We start from the raw sequence: 17,395 nt of genomic DNA, 5'->3' as shown, positions 1-17,395 counted from the left end.
GCCGGAAGGGCGGGCCGGTGGCGGGCGGTCGTCCGCGCTCACGGGGGCTGTGCCGGGGTGTTGCCGTACCGCATAGGCTGTCCGTGTCAGCCAGATGTGCAGCAGGGGGCTACCGCCATGACGACAGGTCGGCTCGGGTTGGGGGCACTTCCCGGCTCCCAGGACCGGGGGAACGTCGCGCCGCCGAACCGGGCCTACGCCGGCCAGGTCGTGAACTTCCCCGATCCGGTGCGTGCCGCCCGGTATCCCGGTGGGGTGCGCGTCGACGAGGGCGGTCTTCCGGACTTCTCGGCGTACGCGCGTGCCGTGGCGGAGATCGCCGAACCGCCGGAGGGCTTCGGCGGTGACGAACTGCGGCTGACGGACTACGTGTCGGCGAACGCCGCGCTGCACGCCGCGGGCCACGAGCTGTGGGCGGATCTGCCGCCGGTGGCCACTCCGCACGGCTGGACGTGGCACCACGTGGCGCACAGCCGCCGTATGGAGCTGGTGCCGGTCGAGGTCAAGGCCCTGCTGCGGCACCACGGCGGGCTGTCGACGGCTGCCGTCGATCATGCCAAGAGGGGTACGAGGCCGCTGCAGGACACCCGTCCCGCGCATTTCGCGGTGCCGCACGGTGTCGCGGTCGGTGAGCCGCAGGTGCTGGAGGTGGAGGAGCGGCTGGGGTACCGGCTGCCGGGCGCGTACCGGGCGTTCCTGAAGGCTGCGGGCGGCTGTGCGCCGGAGGGGGTGGCTCTGGACGCGGAGTTGGGGCTGCTCGTGGACCAGCCTTTCTTCACGGTGCGTGAGGACGCGGCGGTCAACGATCTGGTCTACGTCAACAAGTGTCTGCGTGATCACTTCACCAAGGACTTCCTGGGGGTCGGTTTCGTGCAGGGCGGGCTGATCGCGGTGAAGGTGAAGGGTGAGGGCGTCGGCTCGGTGTGGTTCTGCGCGTTCGACGACGCGGGGGACCGGGACGGGCTCGGTGTGCAGGAGCGGGTGGAGATGCTGCTGCGGCCGTGCGGCGCCGACTTCGACGAGTTCCTGCTGCGGCTCGCGGGCAGTCCGCCCGAGCTGGAGACCGTGGCGAACCTGATGGTGGACGGCGGTTTCGCGCGTGCCGTCGGGGCTTGAGGGTGACGTGAGGGGTAAGGGGTTGAGGCCGCGATGGTGACCTTCGCGCAGGCTCAGGAGCGTGCGGAGCGCTGGGTCAACGGCGATGTGCCGGAGCATCTGCAGCGTGAGGTGCGGGTGCGGGAGTTCGACCTGGGTTTCGTGGCCTGGGCGGAGGACCCGGCAGCCGGGCCGGGCGGTGCGGGCTCCGGGGGCTCTTCGGGTTCTGCCGCTCTTCCGGGTGCTTCCGGGGCGGGCGGGGGCGGCCGTTCGCGGCTGGTGATCGCGCGGGACAGCGGTGACACGACGCTGTGGCCGGGGCTTCCGGTGGGTGAGGTCATCCGCCGCTACGAGGAGGAGTACGGCGGTACGGGCGCGCCCGTACCTGCGGGCGGGGCGTCCGCGCCGCAGCGGCTGGACCTGGAGGCGACGTCGTTCCTGCTGACGCCTCCGGAGTGGCTTCAGCAGGCGGCCGACCAGATGGGCATCCCGGACCGGCGCGGTACGGGCGCGGGCGCTGCCTCGGCCCGGTCCGGCGCGGGCGGGCCGCCGTCGTCCGGCGCCGCGAGTCCGTGGGACGCGGCGGACACGAGCAGTTCGGGCGGCGGGGAGGCGCAGTTGCCGCCCGCGACGGTTTTCGCGCCGCCGCTGTCCGGCAGCGACGAGGACGGGGACAGGGCGCGGACGGATGCCAGGACGGAGCTGATGCCGGAGGCCGGCCGTTCGCTGCCGTCCACGGCGGTCTCTCCCTCTGTCGAGGACCCTGAGCGGAACGCCGGTTCGACGCCGCCCCCGCCCGCTCCGCCAGGTGCGGCGAGGCCGGGCGCGGGCGACATCGCGGACGCCGACACGAGCCGAGCCCCGCGCGGTGGGGCCTCCCGTCCCTCCCGGGGAGGCGGACCGTCCGTGCCGCCGCCGCCCGGTGCTCCCGGTACGCCGGGTGCGAGGCCGGGTGCCGCCGCCGGTCCCGGTGCGCCCGGTGGGCCGGGAGCGGGGTACGTACCGACACAGATGGTCTCCTCCGGCGAACTGGAGGCGCAGCTGCGGGAGAGCGGCCACTACCCGGCCGCCGGTTCCGAGGGCGGCGAAGGTGAGCCCGGAGGGCCGCAGGGCACGGGCGGCGGCTCCGGCGGTGTGCATCATGCCGCGACGGTGCTGTCCGATCCCTCGCAGGGCGGTTCCGGCGGTGCGGGCACTCCGCCGCCGCCTCCGGCCGCGCCCGGGGCACCGGGCGGTACGGGCGGCGGTACGGGCGGCGGTGACGTCCACCAAGCGGCGACGATGCTGGCGGGACCGTCACAGGGCGGCGGCACCGGAGCCCCTGCACCTCCTGGTCCGCCTCCGGCCGCGCCCGGTGCTCCCGCGCCTCCCGGCCCTCCACCGGCCGCGCCCGGTGCTCCCGCACCTCCCGGTCCGCCTCCGGCCGCGCCCGGTGCGCCGCCGCAGGCGTACGGCTTCCCGCAGGGCCCGCCGCCCGGCGTGCCCGGCGCCGGCCCCGCGTACGGCTATCCGCAGCAGCAGCCCACCGGACAGCCCACGGTCGGCCCCGGCTACATGGCGGTGCTCAGCTACCGGGCACCGGACGGCTCCGAGCAGCAGCTCATCCGGCGCTCCGCGCCCGGTGTCCCGCACCCGGAGTGGCAGATCCTGCACGAGCTGCGCAACATGAACGTGCCGCCGAACCAGGTCGTCGAACTGCACACCGAGCTGGAGTCCTGTGAGCTGCCGGGCGGCTACTGCGCCCGTATGGTCCGTGAGACCTGGCCGCAGGTGCGTGTCACGCACACCGCGCCCTACGGACGTGATCACGCGTCCCGGCAGCAGGGCATGCGCCATCTCATCGAGCACCAGGGGGAGCTGCACCAGGTCGCCGACGGCCCGGCGCGTCCGGCGCCGCACCGTGTGCCGCTGCCGCCGCAGCACCAGATCCCGCCCGTGCCGCCCGTCCCGCCGGACGCGATAGGGCACGAACTGATGCAGGCCTTCGGCCCGCAGGGCGTCTTCCGCTTCGACCAGCACGCCGTCTCGCGGCAGGGCGTGCCGGACGTCGTCGCGCAGACGCTGGTGTGGGCGGGTCTGCCGATGGACGTCAGCCCCTTCTTCTGGGGGCAGGCACAGCCGGGCCGTCCGGTGCCGACACTGGCCGAACTGGCCCAGGAGCGGGGCGTTCAGCCCGGCTCCGACGCGGGTTCGTATCTGGTCATGGGCAACGACTTCGGCCGTCAGCTGTGCGTGCAGTACGGGACGGCGCACATCGTGGCCGTACCGCTGGAGGGCGCGCCTGGTGGGCAGCCCGCGCAGCCGCAGTTCGTCAGCACGGGGCTTCCGGAGTTCGCGCGGTGTCTGGCTGCGCTGGGCCGGATGTGGCCGCTGCGGTTCGGGCTCACTCAGGAGCAGGCGGGACGCTGGACCGTCGACTTCCAGAACCAGCTGGCCGCGCTCGACCCCGCGGCGCTGGCCTCGCCGGAGAACTGGTGGGCGGTGCTGCTGGAGCAGATGTGGGACGGCCTCTTCTAGGGGCCGTCCAGGGTTCCGTCCTGCCGGGCCGGGGGTTCGGCGGAGGGGCCCGCCGTGGCGGGCGCCGGGAGCGGGCCGTTCTCCGCTGCCGGTTGTGGTTTCTCGCGTTCGTTCCCGGCCCCGTGCTGTCGCTTCCGGCACTGCGGGGCCTGTTCACTCTTCGCGGTGGTTTTTCTCCCGCCGCCCGTCACCCGCAGGGATGGCCGAGGACCTTCCCGGGCTGACGGGTGGCGGGATTTTCCGTCCCGGTCCCCGGTGCCGGTCCGCCCGCGCGCCGGTGCGGTGCCGTACGGCCTCCGGTGCGGCCGAGCCCCAGTTCAGGCCCCCTGTGCCCGGATTCCCGGCCTGCTCCCGGGCCCGGCGGGGCGGCGATTCTTATCCGCACGCGTGACGTCGTGCCCCTTTCGTGGTGCGCTCATATGGAGTGTCGCGGTATGGCTGCTTCGCTCGGATCGAGAAAGATGTGCGTCCGCCGACGAGTGTGCCGCAGAGGTAAGGGGCCGATATGAGTGCGTCACCGCATGGTTTCGCCGTGGTACGGGGCCGTGGTTACCGGCCCGAGCAGGTAGACCGGGAGATGTCCCGCCTGATCGGGCAGTCCGAGCGCGACTGGGAGCGGGTCGAGGAACTCTCCGCGCTCGCCCAGGAGATGGCCGAGGCGGCGGAGCGGCTGCGCGAGGCGGCCGACGCACGGCCGCCGCAGACCTTCGAGACGCTGGGCGAGCGGGCACGGAAGCTGCTGGAGATCGCCGAGGCGGAGGGCGTGGACCTGCGGGCGGCGAGCGAGGCCGAGGCCCGCCGGACCGTGGAGGAGTGTTCCGCGGCCGGCGACGCCCTGCGTGAGTCGGCCCGGCGCGAAGCCGAGCGGGTACGCAAGGAGGCGTCCGCCGCGGCCGTCCGTCACGTCGAGGCCGCGCGGAGCGAGGCCGAGGAGCTGCGCCACGCGGCGCGCGAGGCGGCGGAGGAGACGGCGCGTACGGCGGAGCTGGGGCTGCTGGAGACCACGAAGCACTGCGAGGAGACTCTTGCCGCCCAGGAGAGGGCACAGGCCGCGGCGCTGGAGGACGCCGAACGTGAACTGGCCGAGCGGGAGCGGGCTTTCGCGGACTGGGCCGGTGAGGTGGACGAACGCGGCGAGCGGATGCTGACGGACGCGGAGCGGGAGCGGGCGGAGGCGGAGAAGTGCGACCGGCGGTGGCAGGAGAAGGCCGCGGAGCGTGCGGCAGAGCTGCTGGCCGCCGCGCGGGAGAGGGAGGCGGAGGTCGAGAGGGAGACGGAGCTGGTGCTGAAGGAGCACGCCGAGTGCGCGGAGCAGATGAGGCGGCACATGACACGGGTGCGCTGCACCCTGGCGTCGCTGACGGGACGGGTACCGGAGCAGGAGCAGGGTCAGGAGCAGGGCCAGGCCCCCGAGCGGGAGCAGGAGCAGGGCCGGGAGCAGGGAGTCGGGGGCGACACGCTCTGCCCGGGGCCGGAGGCTGAAGCAGCGGTAGGTACGGCGGGTACGTCGGGTGCAGCCGGGACGGCGGGCACCGCCGGCGGGCAGGGAGCCCTCGAAGGGGCCGCCCCGGTCGTCGGTCTCTCCGGCGGGGCCGCCGGGCGGGGGCGCTGAGCGGGGCGTACTGGCCGGGGCCGGCCTCAGCGGCGCTCCGTGCCCGCGAGGAGGCGGGGTTCGGCCGTCCGGTAGTCGCGGAGCCGGCGTTCCTGGGTGCCCCGGGTGCTGAGGAGGGTGCCGGCCCAGCCGAGCAGGAATCCGAGCGGCATGCTGACCAGGCCGCTCGTGGTGAGCGGGAAGAGGTCGAAGTCCCGGTCGGGGAAGAGCGACTGGGGCGTACCGGAGACGGTCGTGGAGAAGAGCATGACCAGCACGGCGGAGACGGTTCCGCCGACGAGGGAGCCCAGCAGGCCGGTGCGGGTGCAGCGGCGCCAGAAGAGGCTGAGGACGAGAGCCGGGGCGATGGCGGAGGCGCTGATGCAGAAGGACAGGATGATCAGTGCCCGCAGCCCCCGGTCCTGGACCAGTACGGCCAGGGCGATGGCGGGCACTCCGACGGCGAAGGCGGAGAGCCTGGCGACGAGGAGTTCACGCCGCGGTGTGGGTGAGGCCCGCTTGCGGGAGTGCTTGTACAGGTCGTGTGCGAGGGAGTTGCCGCAGGCGAGGATCATGCCGGCGACCGAGGAGAGCAGCGTCAGGAAGACCGCGGTGGCGACCGTGGTGAAGACGAGGGTGGACAGTCCGGCCGAGTCCGCGACGATCGTCTGGCCGAGCTGGAGGATGGCGGTGCTGCCCTCGGGGCCGCCCGCCTCGATGACCTCCCGTCCCAGAAGGGCGGTGGCTCCGGCGCCGATGACGGCGATGAGGACGACGAAGACGCCCATGACGGTGACCGCGTAGGACATGGCGCGGCGGATGGCGGGTGCGTCCTTCGCGGTGTACATGCGCATCGTGACGTGCGGCAGACAGGCCGCGCCGAAGACGACCGTGAGCGAACTGAAGACAAGGTCGATCCTGCCGATGGCGGTGGCCTCGATCAGCAGGCCGGAACGTGAGTAGGCGGGTCCTGCGCCGCTGCCGATGTCGGCGAGTGTCAGCAGCCGGGAGACGTCCCAGCCGACCTTGTCCATGACGAGCAGGGCGAGCATCAGCGAGGCGCCGAAGAGCACCACGAGCTTGATGATGTGGATGAGCGCCGTGCCCTTCATCCCGCCGATGGCCGCGTAGCCGATCATCAGTGCGCCGAGGGCGACGATGGTGGCCGTACGTACGGAGGAGCCCTCGAACCCGAGCACCAGCGTCACGAGGTGCCCTGCGCCGGAGAGCTGGAAGACCATCAGGGGCAGCAGCGCGGTCAGGGTGACGGCCGTCGCGGCGACGCGCACGCTGCGGCTGGCGGCGACGTGGGTGAGGGCGTCGCCCATGGTGAACCGGCCCGCGTTGCGCAGCGGTTCGGCCAGCAGCACCATCAGCAGCAGCAGCGACAGTGCCGTGCTCAGCGCGAGGATGAGGCCGTCGAAGCCGGTGAGGGCGATGATGCCGATGGTGGAGAGGACGGTGGCCGCGGAGATGTAGTCGCCGGCGATGGCGAGGCCGTTGCGCAGCGGGGCCAGGGTGCGGAAGCCGGTGTAGAACTCGTCCAGGTCGTCGCGTTCGGCGCTGGTCATGATGCACAGCAGCATGGTGAGGCTGACCAGGGCGGCGAAGATGGCGAAGGAGAGGGACTGGGAGGTGGCGTCGACGGCGTCGGGGTTCAACGGCGTTCCTCGCGCTCTTCGCGTACGCGTTCGTCGCGTTCGCGCTGTTCGGCGTCGGCGATGCGTACGCGGTGGGCGGCGGGGTCGACGGTGGAGCGGGCGACGAGCTCGTAGCCGACCACCACCAGCATCGTCAGGGGGACGAGCAGCAGCCCGAGGAAGACCCCGAGGTTGAGGGTTCCGAAGACGGCGGTGCCCAGCACGTCCGGCAGGTAGGCGGCCATGCACAGATAGACGGTGAAGTAGGCGAGCACGATCAGCGTCATGCTGCGCCGCAGCCAGCGGTAGGCGGTGCGCAGCCGGCCGAGGTCCCTGTCCTCGCGTGCGGGGACGGCGGGGGGACGGGTGGGCGGCGGGCGGTGCGAGGGGCGCGGTGGATGCCAGGGGCGGGGCGGGGTGGGCTGCCTCCGGGAGAGGTGCGGCGGATACGCACCGTAGCCGTCGGGCGGCTCGTACTGATCACGGGTGTGGAACGACAAAGGCTCTTCCCCCTTGCGCGGAGCCGAATTGCCCGAGGCAGACCGCACGTTACTTGCGAGTTTCATAACGGGGAAGAGCTGCGAGGAAACCTGTCACAATCCCCACATCGTTACTAACGGTAATGCCAGGTTCGCGTGCTTCCGCCTGCCGCGCACTTCCCCTAAGGGGGAGCCCCGTCGCCTCCTTCCCAGACCGCGTCCCTTATTTCGTCCCATGGCAGGAGGAGTGGTCAGACGCGCCTGCCTAGGCTCACAGGCAGGCAGTTCCGGGCCGCCCGGGGGTGGGGGAAACCCCCGCCCGGGGAGACGTACGAGCACCATCGTGTGTGCGCCGCCGTTCCGCCAGGCTCGGCCGTGCGGACGGCGGGGCACAGGGGCCCCGTCCCGCCGCCGGTACCGCGCGCCGTGGCGCGGCACACGCGCGGCGGCGACCGGCGGCGACCGGTGGTGGGGAGCGGTGGAGAGCAGTGGACAGCGGTGGGGAGCGGAGCGGCAGTGGACACCGAACGAGGAGAGAGACCGTGACGACGGTTGAGGCGAACCCCAGGAGCGGGGGCAGCGGGGCGCGTTCAGCCGTCGCCGCCTCCGCCCGGCAACTGGTGAAGTCCTACGGATCGGGCGAGACCCGTGTCGTGGCGCTCGACCACGTCGACGTGGAGATCGCCCGTGGCGCCTTCACCGCGATCATGGGGCCCTCGGGCTCCGGCAAGTCCACGCTGATGCACTGCCTGGCCGGGCTGGACTCGGTGACCGGGGGCAGCGTCCACATCGGCGAGCAGGAGATCACCGGACTGAAGGACAAGAAGCTCACGCGGCTGCGGCGCGACCGCATCGGCTTCGTCTTCCAGGCGTACAACCTGCTGCCCACGCTCGACGCGCTGGAGAACATCACCCTTCCCATGGACATCGCCGGGCGCAGGCCCGACAGGGAGTGGCTGGAGCAGGTCGTCGCGACCGTCGGCCTGGACGGACGTCTCAAGCACCGTCCCAGTCAGCTCTCCGGCGGCCAGCAGCAGCGCGTGGCGGTCGCCCGTGCGCTGGCCTCCCGGCCGGAGATCATCTTCGGCGACGAGCCGACCGGCAACCTCGACTCCCGTGCCGGCGCCGAGATGCTGGGCTTCCTGCGCCGCTCGGTGGACGAGCTGGGCCAGACCGTCGTCATGGTCACCCACGACCCGGTGGCCGCCGCCTACGCCGACCGCGTGCTCTACCTCGCGGACGGACGCATCGTCGACGAGATGTACGGGCCCACGGCCGAGGCCGTGCTCGAGAAGATGCTGGGCCTGGCTGCCGGCGACCCGCACTCCGCCGGGGACCCGCACTCCGCCGGGGACGAGTACACCCCGGACGGGCGCACCCCGGACCGGCGCACCGGGGGAGGCCGGCCGTGAGCGTTCTGAAGGCATCGCTGCGCAACTTCCTCGCGCACAAGGGAAGAATGGCGCTCAGCGCCATCGCGGTCCTCCTCTCCGTGGCGTTCGTCTGCGGGACCCTCGTCTTCACCGACACGATGAACACCACCTTCGACAAGCTCTTCGCGGCGACGTCCGCCGACGTCACCGTCAGCCCGAAGAAGCCGAAGGACCCCGGCTCCCGCCAGCAGACGGGGAAGCCCGACACGCTCCCCGCGTCCGCCGTGGCCGCGGCGCGTACCGCCGAGGGCGCGAAGCGGGCTGAGGGCGTGGTCAGCAGTGAGCGGATCACCGTCGTCGACAGCGACGACAGGACCATCGGCTCCACCACCGGAGCGCCCACCATCGCCGGCAACTGGACGGCCGCCGACCGCAGAACGATGGAGGTCACCTCCGGGCGGGCGCCCCGCGGCCCCGGCGACGTCATGGTCGACGCCGACACGGCCGAGAAGCGCGGCCTCAAGCCGGGCGACGAGCTGCGCACCGTCACGGCCACCGGCGACTTCACCGCGAAGATCTCCGGCATCGCCGCCTTCCGGGTCACCAACCCCGGTGCCGCCGTCGTCCACTTCGACACCCGCACCGCACAGCGCGAACTGCTCGGAGACACGGACGCCTACACGGGCATCGCGGTCACCGCCGGCTCCGGCGTCACGCACAGCGAGCTGAAGAAGAACGTGGCGGAGACGCTGGGCGCGGGCAGCTACACGTACCAGACGCAGAAGGAGGCCGCCGACTCCGGCCGTGAGCAGATCGGGTCCTTCCTCGACGTCATGAAGTACGCCCTGCTCGGCTTCGCGGGCATCGCCCTTCTGGTGGGGATCTTCCTCATCGTCAACACCTTCTCCATGCTGGTCGCACAGCGCACCCGTGAGATCGGCCTGATGCGGGCGATCGGCGCGAGCCGCAGACAGGTCAACAGGTCCGTGCTGATCGAGGCGCTGCTGCTGGGCGTCGTCGGGTCCGTGCTGGGCGTCGGCGCCGGGGTCGGTCTGGCCGTCGGGCTGATGGAGCTGATGGGCACCCTGGGCATGAACCTCAGCACCTCGGAGCTGACGGTGGCGTGGACGACGCCCGTCGTCGGCCTCGTCCTGGGCGTCCTGGTGACCCTGCTCGCGGCCCACCTCCCGGCCCGCCGCGCCGGGCGGGTCTCCCCGATGGCCGCGCTGCGGGACGCCGGAACCCCCGCCGACGGCAGGGCCGGTACGCTCCGCGCGGTGCTCGGCGTCCTCCTCACGGGCGGCGGCGCCGCCGGACTCTGGGCCGCCACGCGGGCCGACGAGGCCGCCCGCGGGTCGCTGTACCTGGGGGCCGGGGTCGTCCTCACGCTGATCGGCTTCATCGTCGTCGGACCGCTGCTGGCGGGCGGGCTGGTGCGGGTGCTGTCGGTGGTCACGCTGCGCCCCTTCGGGCGGGTGGGCCGCCTCGCCGAACGGAACGCGCTGCGCAACCCGCGCCGTACGGGCGCCACCGCCGCCGCGCTGATGATCGGACTCGCGCTCGTCGCCTCGCTGTCGGTCGTCGGCTCCTCCATGGTCGCCTCGGCGACAAAGGAGCTGGACCGCTCGGTGGGCGCCGACTTCATCATCCAGTCCGGCACGGGCCAGACGATCACTCCCGCCGTGGAGAAGAAGGTCAAGGCGTCCGGGAAGCTGGAGACCGTCACCTCGTACAAGGCCGTCAGCGCGCGCGTCACCGCACCGGACGGCACCAGTTCCCGCGCCCAGCTCGCCGCCACCGACCCCTCCTACATGCGGGACCTGCGGCGCGAGACGGTCTCCGGGGACCTGGCCGCGGCCTACGGCCGGGACGCCATGTCGGTCGGCGAGGCAGAGGCGGAGAAGCTCGGCGTCGGGACCGGGGACACCCTCGAGGTGGCGTTCGCCGGCGGCCGTACGGCGAAGCTGACCGTCGCCGCGGTCACCTCCGACGACACCAGCGTCGACAGGGGTGCGATGTACACCGACATCGCCACCGCCCGCCGCCACCTCCCGGCGGACCAGGTCCCGCCCAACATGCTCATGTTCGGGACGGCGAAGGAAGGCCAGGAGGACGCCGCCTACGCGGCGCTGAAGAAGGAGATGAAGCCCTACCCGCAGTATCAGGTCAAGGACCAGGCGGACTACAAGCAGACCCTCCAGGACCAGGTCGGGCAGATGCTCAACATGGTCTACGGCCTGCTGGCGCTGGCCATCATCGTCGCCGTCCTGGGAGTGGTGAACACCCTGGCCCTCTCCGTCGTCGAACGGACCCGGGAGATCGGGCTGCTCAGGGCCATCGGCCTCTCCCGTAGGCAGCTGCGCCGCATGATCCGCCTGGAGTCCGTGGTCATCGCGCTCTTCGGCGCGCTGCTCGGCCTCGGCCTGGGAATGTGCTGGGGGGCGGCGGCCCAGAAGCTGCTGGCGCTGGAGGGGCTGGGCGTCCTGGAGATCCCGTGGCCGACGATCGGGGCGGTCTTCGCCGGGTCCGCGCTGGTCGGCCTGGTGGCGGCGCTGGTCCCGGCGTTCCGCGCGGGGCGGATGAACGTGCTGAACGCCATCGCGACGGAGTGACGAGGGGCCGGGCGGGCCCGGCGGGCCCGGTGGGCAGAGCCGCCGGGTCCGGTCCGCCGAGTCAGGTAGGCAGGATCTGCACGTCGTACTGCTGCATCCACTTGTCACGGGTCGCGAGAGTCATGCCCTCGATCTGTGCCTGGGCGATGAGAAGCCTGTCGAAGGGATCGCGGTGGTGCTGTGGCAGTCTGCCCGCGCGCACACCATGGCCCGCCCCGACGGGCAGCGCCGAGAACTGGGTGTCCCGTGCCCGCTCTGCCAGATCCTCCGGCCCTGTGATCTTCCCCAGGGACTGTTTGATCGCGATCTCCCAGGGTGAAACTGCGCTGACGTGAACCGCCGGTTCCGTGCGCAGCACTTCTTTGATCTCGTCGGACAGTTCCGGGGAGTCATCCAGCCACCACAGAAGAACGTGGGTGTCGAGCAGAAGCCGCATCAGCGCATCCCGAACGCGTCGGCGATCTCGTCGGGCAGTTCGTCGAAATCGTCGGCGATGTGGATCTGTCCCCGGAGAGAGCCCAGGTCCGTCCGCTGCACCTTGGGCCGCAGGGGGACCACTTTTGCGACGGGCTCGCCCGCCTTGCTGATCACGACTTCCTCGCCCGTCGCGACCTGTTCCAGAATGCGCGAGAAATGGGTCTTCGCCTCGTGCACGTTGTACGGTTTCGCTGCTTCCATCGTCGGCCTCCTCCCCGGAAACCCCGCCAGACTAAGCACTGGACTAAGTCTAGCAGCCGACCGGCTCGCGGCATCGTCCACAACCTGGCCGCCGTACCCTGGACAACCCCGGAACGTCCGCGTCACGTCGTTGCGGGGCGTTCGCGTTGCCCACCCCCGGACGGGAAGCCCCCACATGAGTCTCACCGGACTGCTCGACGCCGTCGCCCGTGACTCCGCGCTCGAGGAGGCCGTCAAGGCCGCCGCCGACGGAAACCGGCACCATCTCGACCTGGTGGGCCCGGCCGCGGCCCGGCCCTTCGCCGTCGCCGCTCTCGCCCGCTCCTCCGGACGTCCGGTGCTCGCCGTGACCGCCACGGGCCGTGAGGCGGAGGACCTGACCGAGTCGCTGCGGTCGCTGCTCCCGCCCGAGGGCGTCGTGGAGTACCCCTCCTGGGAGACGCTGCCGCACGAGCGGCTCTCGCCCCGCTCCGACACCGTCGGCCGCCGTCTGGCCGTGCTGCGCCGCCTGACGCACCCCGACGCCGGCGACCCCGGCGCCGGCCCGGTCAGCGTGGTCGTCGCGCCCGTACGGTCCGTGCTCCAGCCGCAGGTCAAGGGACTGGGCGAGCTGGAGCCGGTCGCGCTGCGGCAGGGGCAGAGCGTGGACCTGGACGGGGTCGTCGACGCGCTGGCGGCGGCCGCCTACTCGCGCGTCGAACTGGTCGAGAAGCGCGGCGAGTTCGCCGTACGCGGCGGCATCCTCGATGTCTTCCCGCCCACCGAGGAGCACCCCCTGCGGGTGGAGTTCTGGGGCGACGAGATCGAGGAGGTGCGCTACTTCCGCGTCGCCGACCAGCGGTCGCTGGAGGCCGCCGAACACGGGCTGTGGGCGCCGCCGTGCCGGGAGCTGCTGCTGACCGACGAGGTGCGGCAGCGGGCCGCCGCCCTGGCCGAGGACCACCCGGAGCTGGGCGACCTGCTCGGCAAGATCGCGGAGGGCATCGCCGTCGAGGGAATGGAGTCCCTCGCGCCCGTCCTCGTGGAGGACATGGAGCTGCTCCTGGACGTCGTGCCGCAGGGCACGATGGCCCTGGTGTGCGACCCGGAGCGGGTGCGTACGAGGGCGGCCGACCTCGTGGCGACCTCGCAGGAGTTCCTGCAGGCGTCCTGGAGCGCGACGGCGATGTCCGAGACCGGCCAGGCACCGGTCGACCTGGACGCCGCGTCGCTGTGGGGCATCGCGGACGTACGGGAACGCGCCCGGGAACTGGGCATGCTGTGGTGGTCCGTCAGCCCGTTCAGCACCGACACCGGCCTGGACGAGGACTCCGGCGAGGACGCCCTCCGGCTGGGCATGCGCGCCCCCGAGTCCTACCGCGGCGACACCGCCCGAGCCCTTGCCGACACCAAGGGCTGGCTGTCGGCGGGCTGGCGGTGCGTGTACGTCACCGAGGCGCACGGCCCGGCCGTCCGTACCGTCGAGGTGCTCAGCGGCGAGGGGATCGCAGCGCGGCAGGAACCCGACGTGGGCGAGATCGCCCCGTCGGTGGTGCACGTCGCCCGCGGGTGCCTCGACAACGGTTTCGTCGACCCCGTACTGAAGCTGGCAGTGCTCACCGAGACCGACCTGTCCGGGCAGAAGGCGGCGGGCCGGGAAGCCGCCCGTATGCCGGTGCGGCGCCGCAAGCAGATCGATCCGCTGTCGCTGGTGCCGGGCGACTACATCGTGCACGAGCAGCACGGCGTGGGCCGCTACGTCGAGATGGTCCAGCGCACCGTGCAGGGCGCGACCCGCGAGTACCTGCTGGTGGAGTACGCCCCGGCCAAGCGCGGCCAGCCCGGCGACCGGCTCTTCGTGCCCACGGACCAGCTGGAGCAGGTCACCAAGTACGTGGGCGGTGAGCAGCCCTCACTGCACCGGCTGGGCGGCGCCGACTGGAACAAGACCAAGGCGCGCGCGAAGAAGGCGGTCAAGGAGATCGCCGCCGACCTGATCAAGCTCTACTCGGCGCGCATGGCCGCACCCGGGTACGCCTTCGGCCAGGACTCGCCCTGGCAGCGGGAGCTGGAGGACGCCTTCCCCTACGCCGAGACCCCCGACCAGCTCACCACCATCGGCGAGGTCAAGGGCGACATGGAGAAGTCCGTCCCGATGGACCGGCTCATCTGCGGCGACGTCGGCTACGGCAAGACGGAGATCGCCGTGCGCGCCGCCTTCAAGGCCGTGCAGGACGGCAAGCAGGTCGCCGTCCTGGTGCCCACGACACTGCTGGTGCAGCAGCACTTCTCCACCTTCACCGAGCGCTACGGCCAGTTCCCCGTGAACGTACGGGCGCTGTCGCGGTTCCAGACGGAGAGCGAGGCGCGGGCGGTCGTCGACGGGCTGCGCGAAGGCAGCGTCGACGTCGTCATCGGCACGCACCGCCTCTTCTCCTCCGACACCCGGTTCAAGGAACTCGGCCTCCTCATCGTCGACGAGGAGCAGCGTTTCGGCGTCGAGCACAAGGAGCAGCTGAAGAAGCTCCGGGCGAACGTGGACGTGCTGAGCATGTCCGCGACCCCCATCCCGCGCACCCTGGAGATGGCCGTCACCGGCATCCGCGAGATGTCGACGATCACCACGCCGCCGGAGGAGCGGCATCCGGTGCTGACGTTCGTCGGCCCGTACGAGGAGAAGCAGATCGGCGCCGCCGTCCGGCGTGAACTGCTGCGCGAGGGGCAGGTCTTCTACATCCACAACCGGGTGGAGTCCATCGAGCGGGCCGCGGCGCGGCTGCGGCAGCTCGTGCCGGAGGCACGCGTCACGACGGCGCACGGCCAGATGTCGGAGCAGGCGCTGGAGCAGGTCGTCGTCGACTTCTGGGAGAAGAAGTCCGACGTGCTGGTCGCCACCACCATCGTCGAGAACGGCATCGACATCTCCAACGCCAACACCCTCATCGTCGAGCGCGGCGACAACTTCGGGCTCTCCCAGCTCCATCAGCTCCGCGGACGGGTCGGCCGCGGCCGCGAGCGCGGCTACGCCTACTTCCTCTACCCGCCGGAGAAGCCGCTGACCGAGACGGCGCACGAGCGGCTCGCCACGATCGCCCAGCACACCGAGATGGGCGCGGGCATGTACGTGGCGATGAAGGACCTGGAGATCCGGGGCGCGGGCAACCTGCTCGGGGGCGAACAGTCCGGCCATATCGCGGGCGTCGGCTTCGACCTGTACGTGCGCATGGTGGGCGAGGCCGTCGCCGACTACCGCAACGCGCTGGAACAGGGCGGCGAACCGGAGGAGGCACCCCTCGAAGTCAAGATCGAGCTGCCCGTCGACGCCCACGTGCCGCACGACTACGCGCCGGGCGAGCGGCTGCGTCTGCAGGCGTACCGGGCCATCGCCTCGGCCAACTCCGAGGAGGACATCGCCGCCGTACGCGAGGAACTGGCCGACCGCTACGGCCCGTTGCCCGAACCGGTGGAGAACCTGCTGCTGGTCGCGGGCCTGCGCATGCTCGCCCGTTCGTGCGGTGTCACGGACATCACCCTGCAGGGTGCCAACGTCCGCTTCGGGCCGGTGGAGTTGCGTGAGTCGCAGGAACTGCGGCTGAAGAGGGTCTACCCGCACTCGGTGATCAAACAGGCCACGCGGCAGGTGCTGGTGCCCCGGCCGAAGGCGGGCGGCATCGGCGGCAAGCCGGTGGTGGGCCGCGAACTGCTGGCGTGGGTGGGGGAGTTCCTGACGGCGGTGCCCGGGTCGTGACGCGGGGGTCAGGACGTCCGTGACGCGGTCACGCCGTGAAGGGCGGGGAGCCGGGCCGGGGATGCCGGGGCGGGTCGGGCGCGGCGGCTGCCGTGACCGTGACGCCGGTGAAGCGGGCCGGTGAAGCGGACCGTGGAGGCAGACTGTGGGGCCGGCCGCTCCAGGACGGCCCCCGGGCCGTCCGGCGGCCCGCCCGGGCTCACGGCTGCTCGAAGCCGACCTCCGGGTTCGCAGGTGAGGGACCGTCCAGCAGCGGTCGCGGTACGCCGCGCAGATGCTGTTCGAAGAAGGCGGACACGTAGTCGCGCGTGATCTCACCGGAACGGTCGCCCGGCAGCGGCGCTTCAGGGTCGGTCATGCCCAACTGGGCACCCAGCACGGGCAGATCGATGAACGTGAGATGCCCGGCGCCGGTGACCGTCAGCCAGCGCTTCCAGCCGTCGAGACGTGCCCAGTCACGGTCCCAGCTGGCGTCCTGACCGCCGGGAGTGTGGCCCGCGGCCGTGCCGAGCAGCAGGAACGGCCTGCCGTCCAGCCCGTTTCGCGGCACGGGCGCGAAGAAGGTGCCGTCCATGTCGACCCCGGCGCGCACGCGCGGATCGTCGGCCATGGCGCGGGCGGCTGCGTTGCCGCCGATGGAGTGCCCTGCCGCGCCCGTCCGGTCCGCGTCGATCATGCGGGAGTGCCGCCACGCCGGACGGTGGCCCGTCAGCCGGTCGAGCACGAAGGAGATGTCCGCGGAGCGGCCCGAGGCGACCTTTGCGAACACCGCCCTGGACTCCTCACCCTCGGGGGCGTCCTCCACCTCCCGGCAGGCGGCGCACCCGGTGACGCGGCCGCCGGGGAAGGACGTGCCGTAGGACTCGTATGCGTGGTCGACCACGGCGACGACGAAGCCGCGGCCCGCCAGCTCCTCGGCGAGAACGCTCAGCGTCCCCCGCTGAAGGGTGAAGCCGGGGGAGAGGACGACGAGCGGATGTCTGCCGTGTGCGGGACGCGCGTCCGCACGGGAGTTCGTACGCACGGACGTCACCGCCTCGACCGGCACCCTTCCCTCCAGCCGCTGTCCTTCCAGCAGTGCCTCCGCCTCGGGAGTGGTCATGTACGGGACGGTGCCCGAACCGGTGCCGTGGCGCGCCGGGTAGTACACCGACACCATCAACTCCCGTGCGCCCGACCGCGGCACCCATGGGTCGGCGCGTGAACTGTCCACGAGGTGGAGGGTGTCGCGGCCGGTGGCGTACGGACCGCTGGGGCGCGGAAGCGTCAAGCGGGGCTTCGTGGGGGCTGCGGGCTCCGCCGGGGCCGGGGAGTCCGCGGCCGTGGCGGCACGTACGGCGGCGAAGGCACGGTCCGGAGGGCCGGGGGCGCGGACGAAGGTGCCGGCGGAGCCAGGGGCGGAGCCTTGCGACGCGGCGACGGGCGCCTCGGACGCGGCGGCGGAGGCCTCGGACGTGGCGGCGGCCGGCGGCGGCAGCACGAGGGCGGCGACCGCCGTGGCCAGGACGGCCGCACGGCGGGCGGGGTTCGCGGACTTCGGCAGGGACATGGGAGGGACGCTACGGAGCAGGGTGCGCGCCCACCATCCGGCAGGCCCCGCAACAGGGGTGGGGCAGGCCGTAGTTCGTACGGTGCGAATTCGCCGGGCGCCGGTGCCTGAACCACCCGGGCGATGCGCGGGGG

The 17,395-nt window shown here is 72.3% G+C and carries 11 protein-coding genes; 6 read left to right on the top strand and 5 right to left on the bottom strand.

Going from position 1 to position 17,395, the window contains the following annotated elements; translation table 11 throughout:
• Positions 1-117: 117 nt before the first annotated feature.
• The 3 genes from H343_RS0100595 (at position 118) to H343_RS35160 (ending at position 5,224) form a co-directional block, all read left to right on the top strand.
• Positions 118-1,116, top strand: a complete 999-nt coding sequence (locus tag H343_RS0100595; RefSeq protein ID WP_028429551.1) for an SMI1/KNR4 family protein — start codon at positions 118-120, stop codon at positions 1,114-1,116.
• Between the two features lie 33 nt (positions 1,117-1,149).
• A complete protein-coding gene (locus tag H343_RS0100590; protein WP_028429550.1) occupies positions 1,150-3,612 on the top strand; it encodes an SUKH-4 family immunity protein in 2,463 nt (820 codons plus the stop codon).
• 505 nt (positions 3,613-4,117) lie between these two features.
• Positions 4,118-5,224 carry a cellulose-binding protein gene (locus H343_RS35160; RefSeq protein ID WP_199778841.1) on the top strand — a complete coding sequence of 369 codons (1,107 nt, stop codon included), beginning with the start codon at positions 4,118-4,120 and terminating at the stop codon, positions 5,222-5,224.
• 26 nt (positions 5,225-5,250) lie between these two features.
• On the opposite strand, the gene H343_RS0100580 is transcribed toward H343_RS35160, so the two are convergent.
• Together H343_RS0100580 and H343_RS33410 are read right to left on the bottom strand one after the other, a co-directional pair.
• Positions 5,251-6,864 (bottom strand): sodium/solute symporter, encoded by a 1,614-nt coding sequence (locus H343_RS0100580; protein WP_028429549.1) that lies wholly within the window; start codon positions 6,862-6,864, stop codon positions 5,251-5,253.
• Entirely contained in the window at positions 6,861-7,343 is a 483-nt protein-coding gene (locus tag H343_RS33410; RefSeq protein ID WP_051264419.1) for a DUF485 domain-containing protein, read from the bottom strand. The genes H343_RS0100580 and H343_RS33410 overlap by 4 nt, the downstream gene beginning before the upstream one ends.
• Positions 7,344-7,864: 521 nt before the next feature.
• Between H343_RS33410 and H343_RS28085 the strand changes: the two genes are divergently transcribed.
• Both H343_RS28085 and H343_RS0100565 read left to right on the top strand, forming a co-directional pair.
• Positions 7,865-8,734 (top strand): ABC transporter ATP-binding protein, encoded by an 870-nt coding sequence (locus H343_RS28085; RefSeq protein WP_078504893.1) that lies wholly within the window; start codon positions 7,865-7,867, stop codon positions 8,732-8,734.
• Positions 8,731-11,307 (top strand): FtsX-like permease family protein, encoded by a 2,577-nt coding sequence (locus H343_RS0100565; protein ID WP_028429548.1) that lies wholly within the window; start codon positions 8,731-8,733, stop codon positions 11,305-11,307. The genes H343_RS28085 and H343_RS0100565 overlap by 4 nt, the downstream gene beginning before the upstream one ends.
• Positions 11,308-11,368: 61 nt before the next feature.
• Here the strand turns inward: H343_RS0100565 and H343_RS0100560 are convergent, their stop codons facing one another.
• Together H343_RS0100560 and H343_RS0100555 are read right to left on the bottom strand one after the other, a co-directional pair.
• Positions 11,369-11,743, bottom strand: coding sequence for a type II toxin-antitoxin system VapC family toxin (locus H343_RS0100560; protein WP_028429547.1), 375 nt, complete (start codon positions 11,741-11,743; stop codon positions 11,369-11,371).
• Entirely contained in the window at positions 11,743-11,985 is a 243-nt protein-coding gene (locus H343_RS0100555) for a type II toxin-antitoxin system prevent-host-death family antitoxin (protein ID WP_028429546.1), read from the bottom strand. The genes H343_RS0100560 and H343_RS0100555 overlap by 1 nt, the downstream gene beginning before the upstream one ends.
• 175 nt (positions 11,986-12,160) lie before the next feature.
• Here H343_RS0100555 and mfd point away from each other — a divergent pair, with 175 nt between their 5' ends.
• Positions 12,161-15,712, top strand: a complete 3,552-nt coding sequence (gene mfd / locus H343_RS0100550; protein ID WP_028429545.1) for a transcription-repair coupling factor — start codon at positions 12,161-12,163, stop codon at positions 15,710-15,712.
• Positions 15,713-15,911: 199 nt separating this feature from the next.
• On the opposite strand, the gene H343_RS0100545 is transcribed toward mfd, so the two are convergent.
• Positions 15,912-17,261, bottom strand: a complete 1,350-nt coding sequence (locus H343_RS0100545) for an alpha/beta hydrolase (RefSeq protein ID WP_028429544.1) — start codon at positions 17,259-17,261, stop codon at positions 15,912-15,914.
• Positions 17,262-17,395: the final 134 nt, after the last annotated feature.

Source organism: Streptomyces sp. TAA204 (genome assembly GCF_000424965.1).
This window is presented reverse-complemented; position numbering and strand designations above follow the sequence as displayed.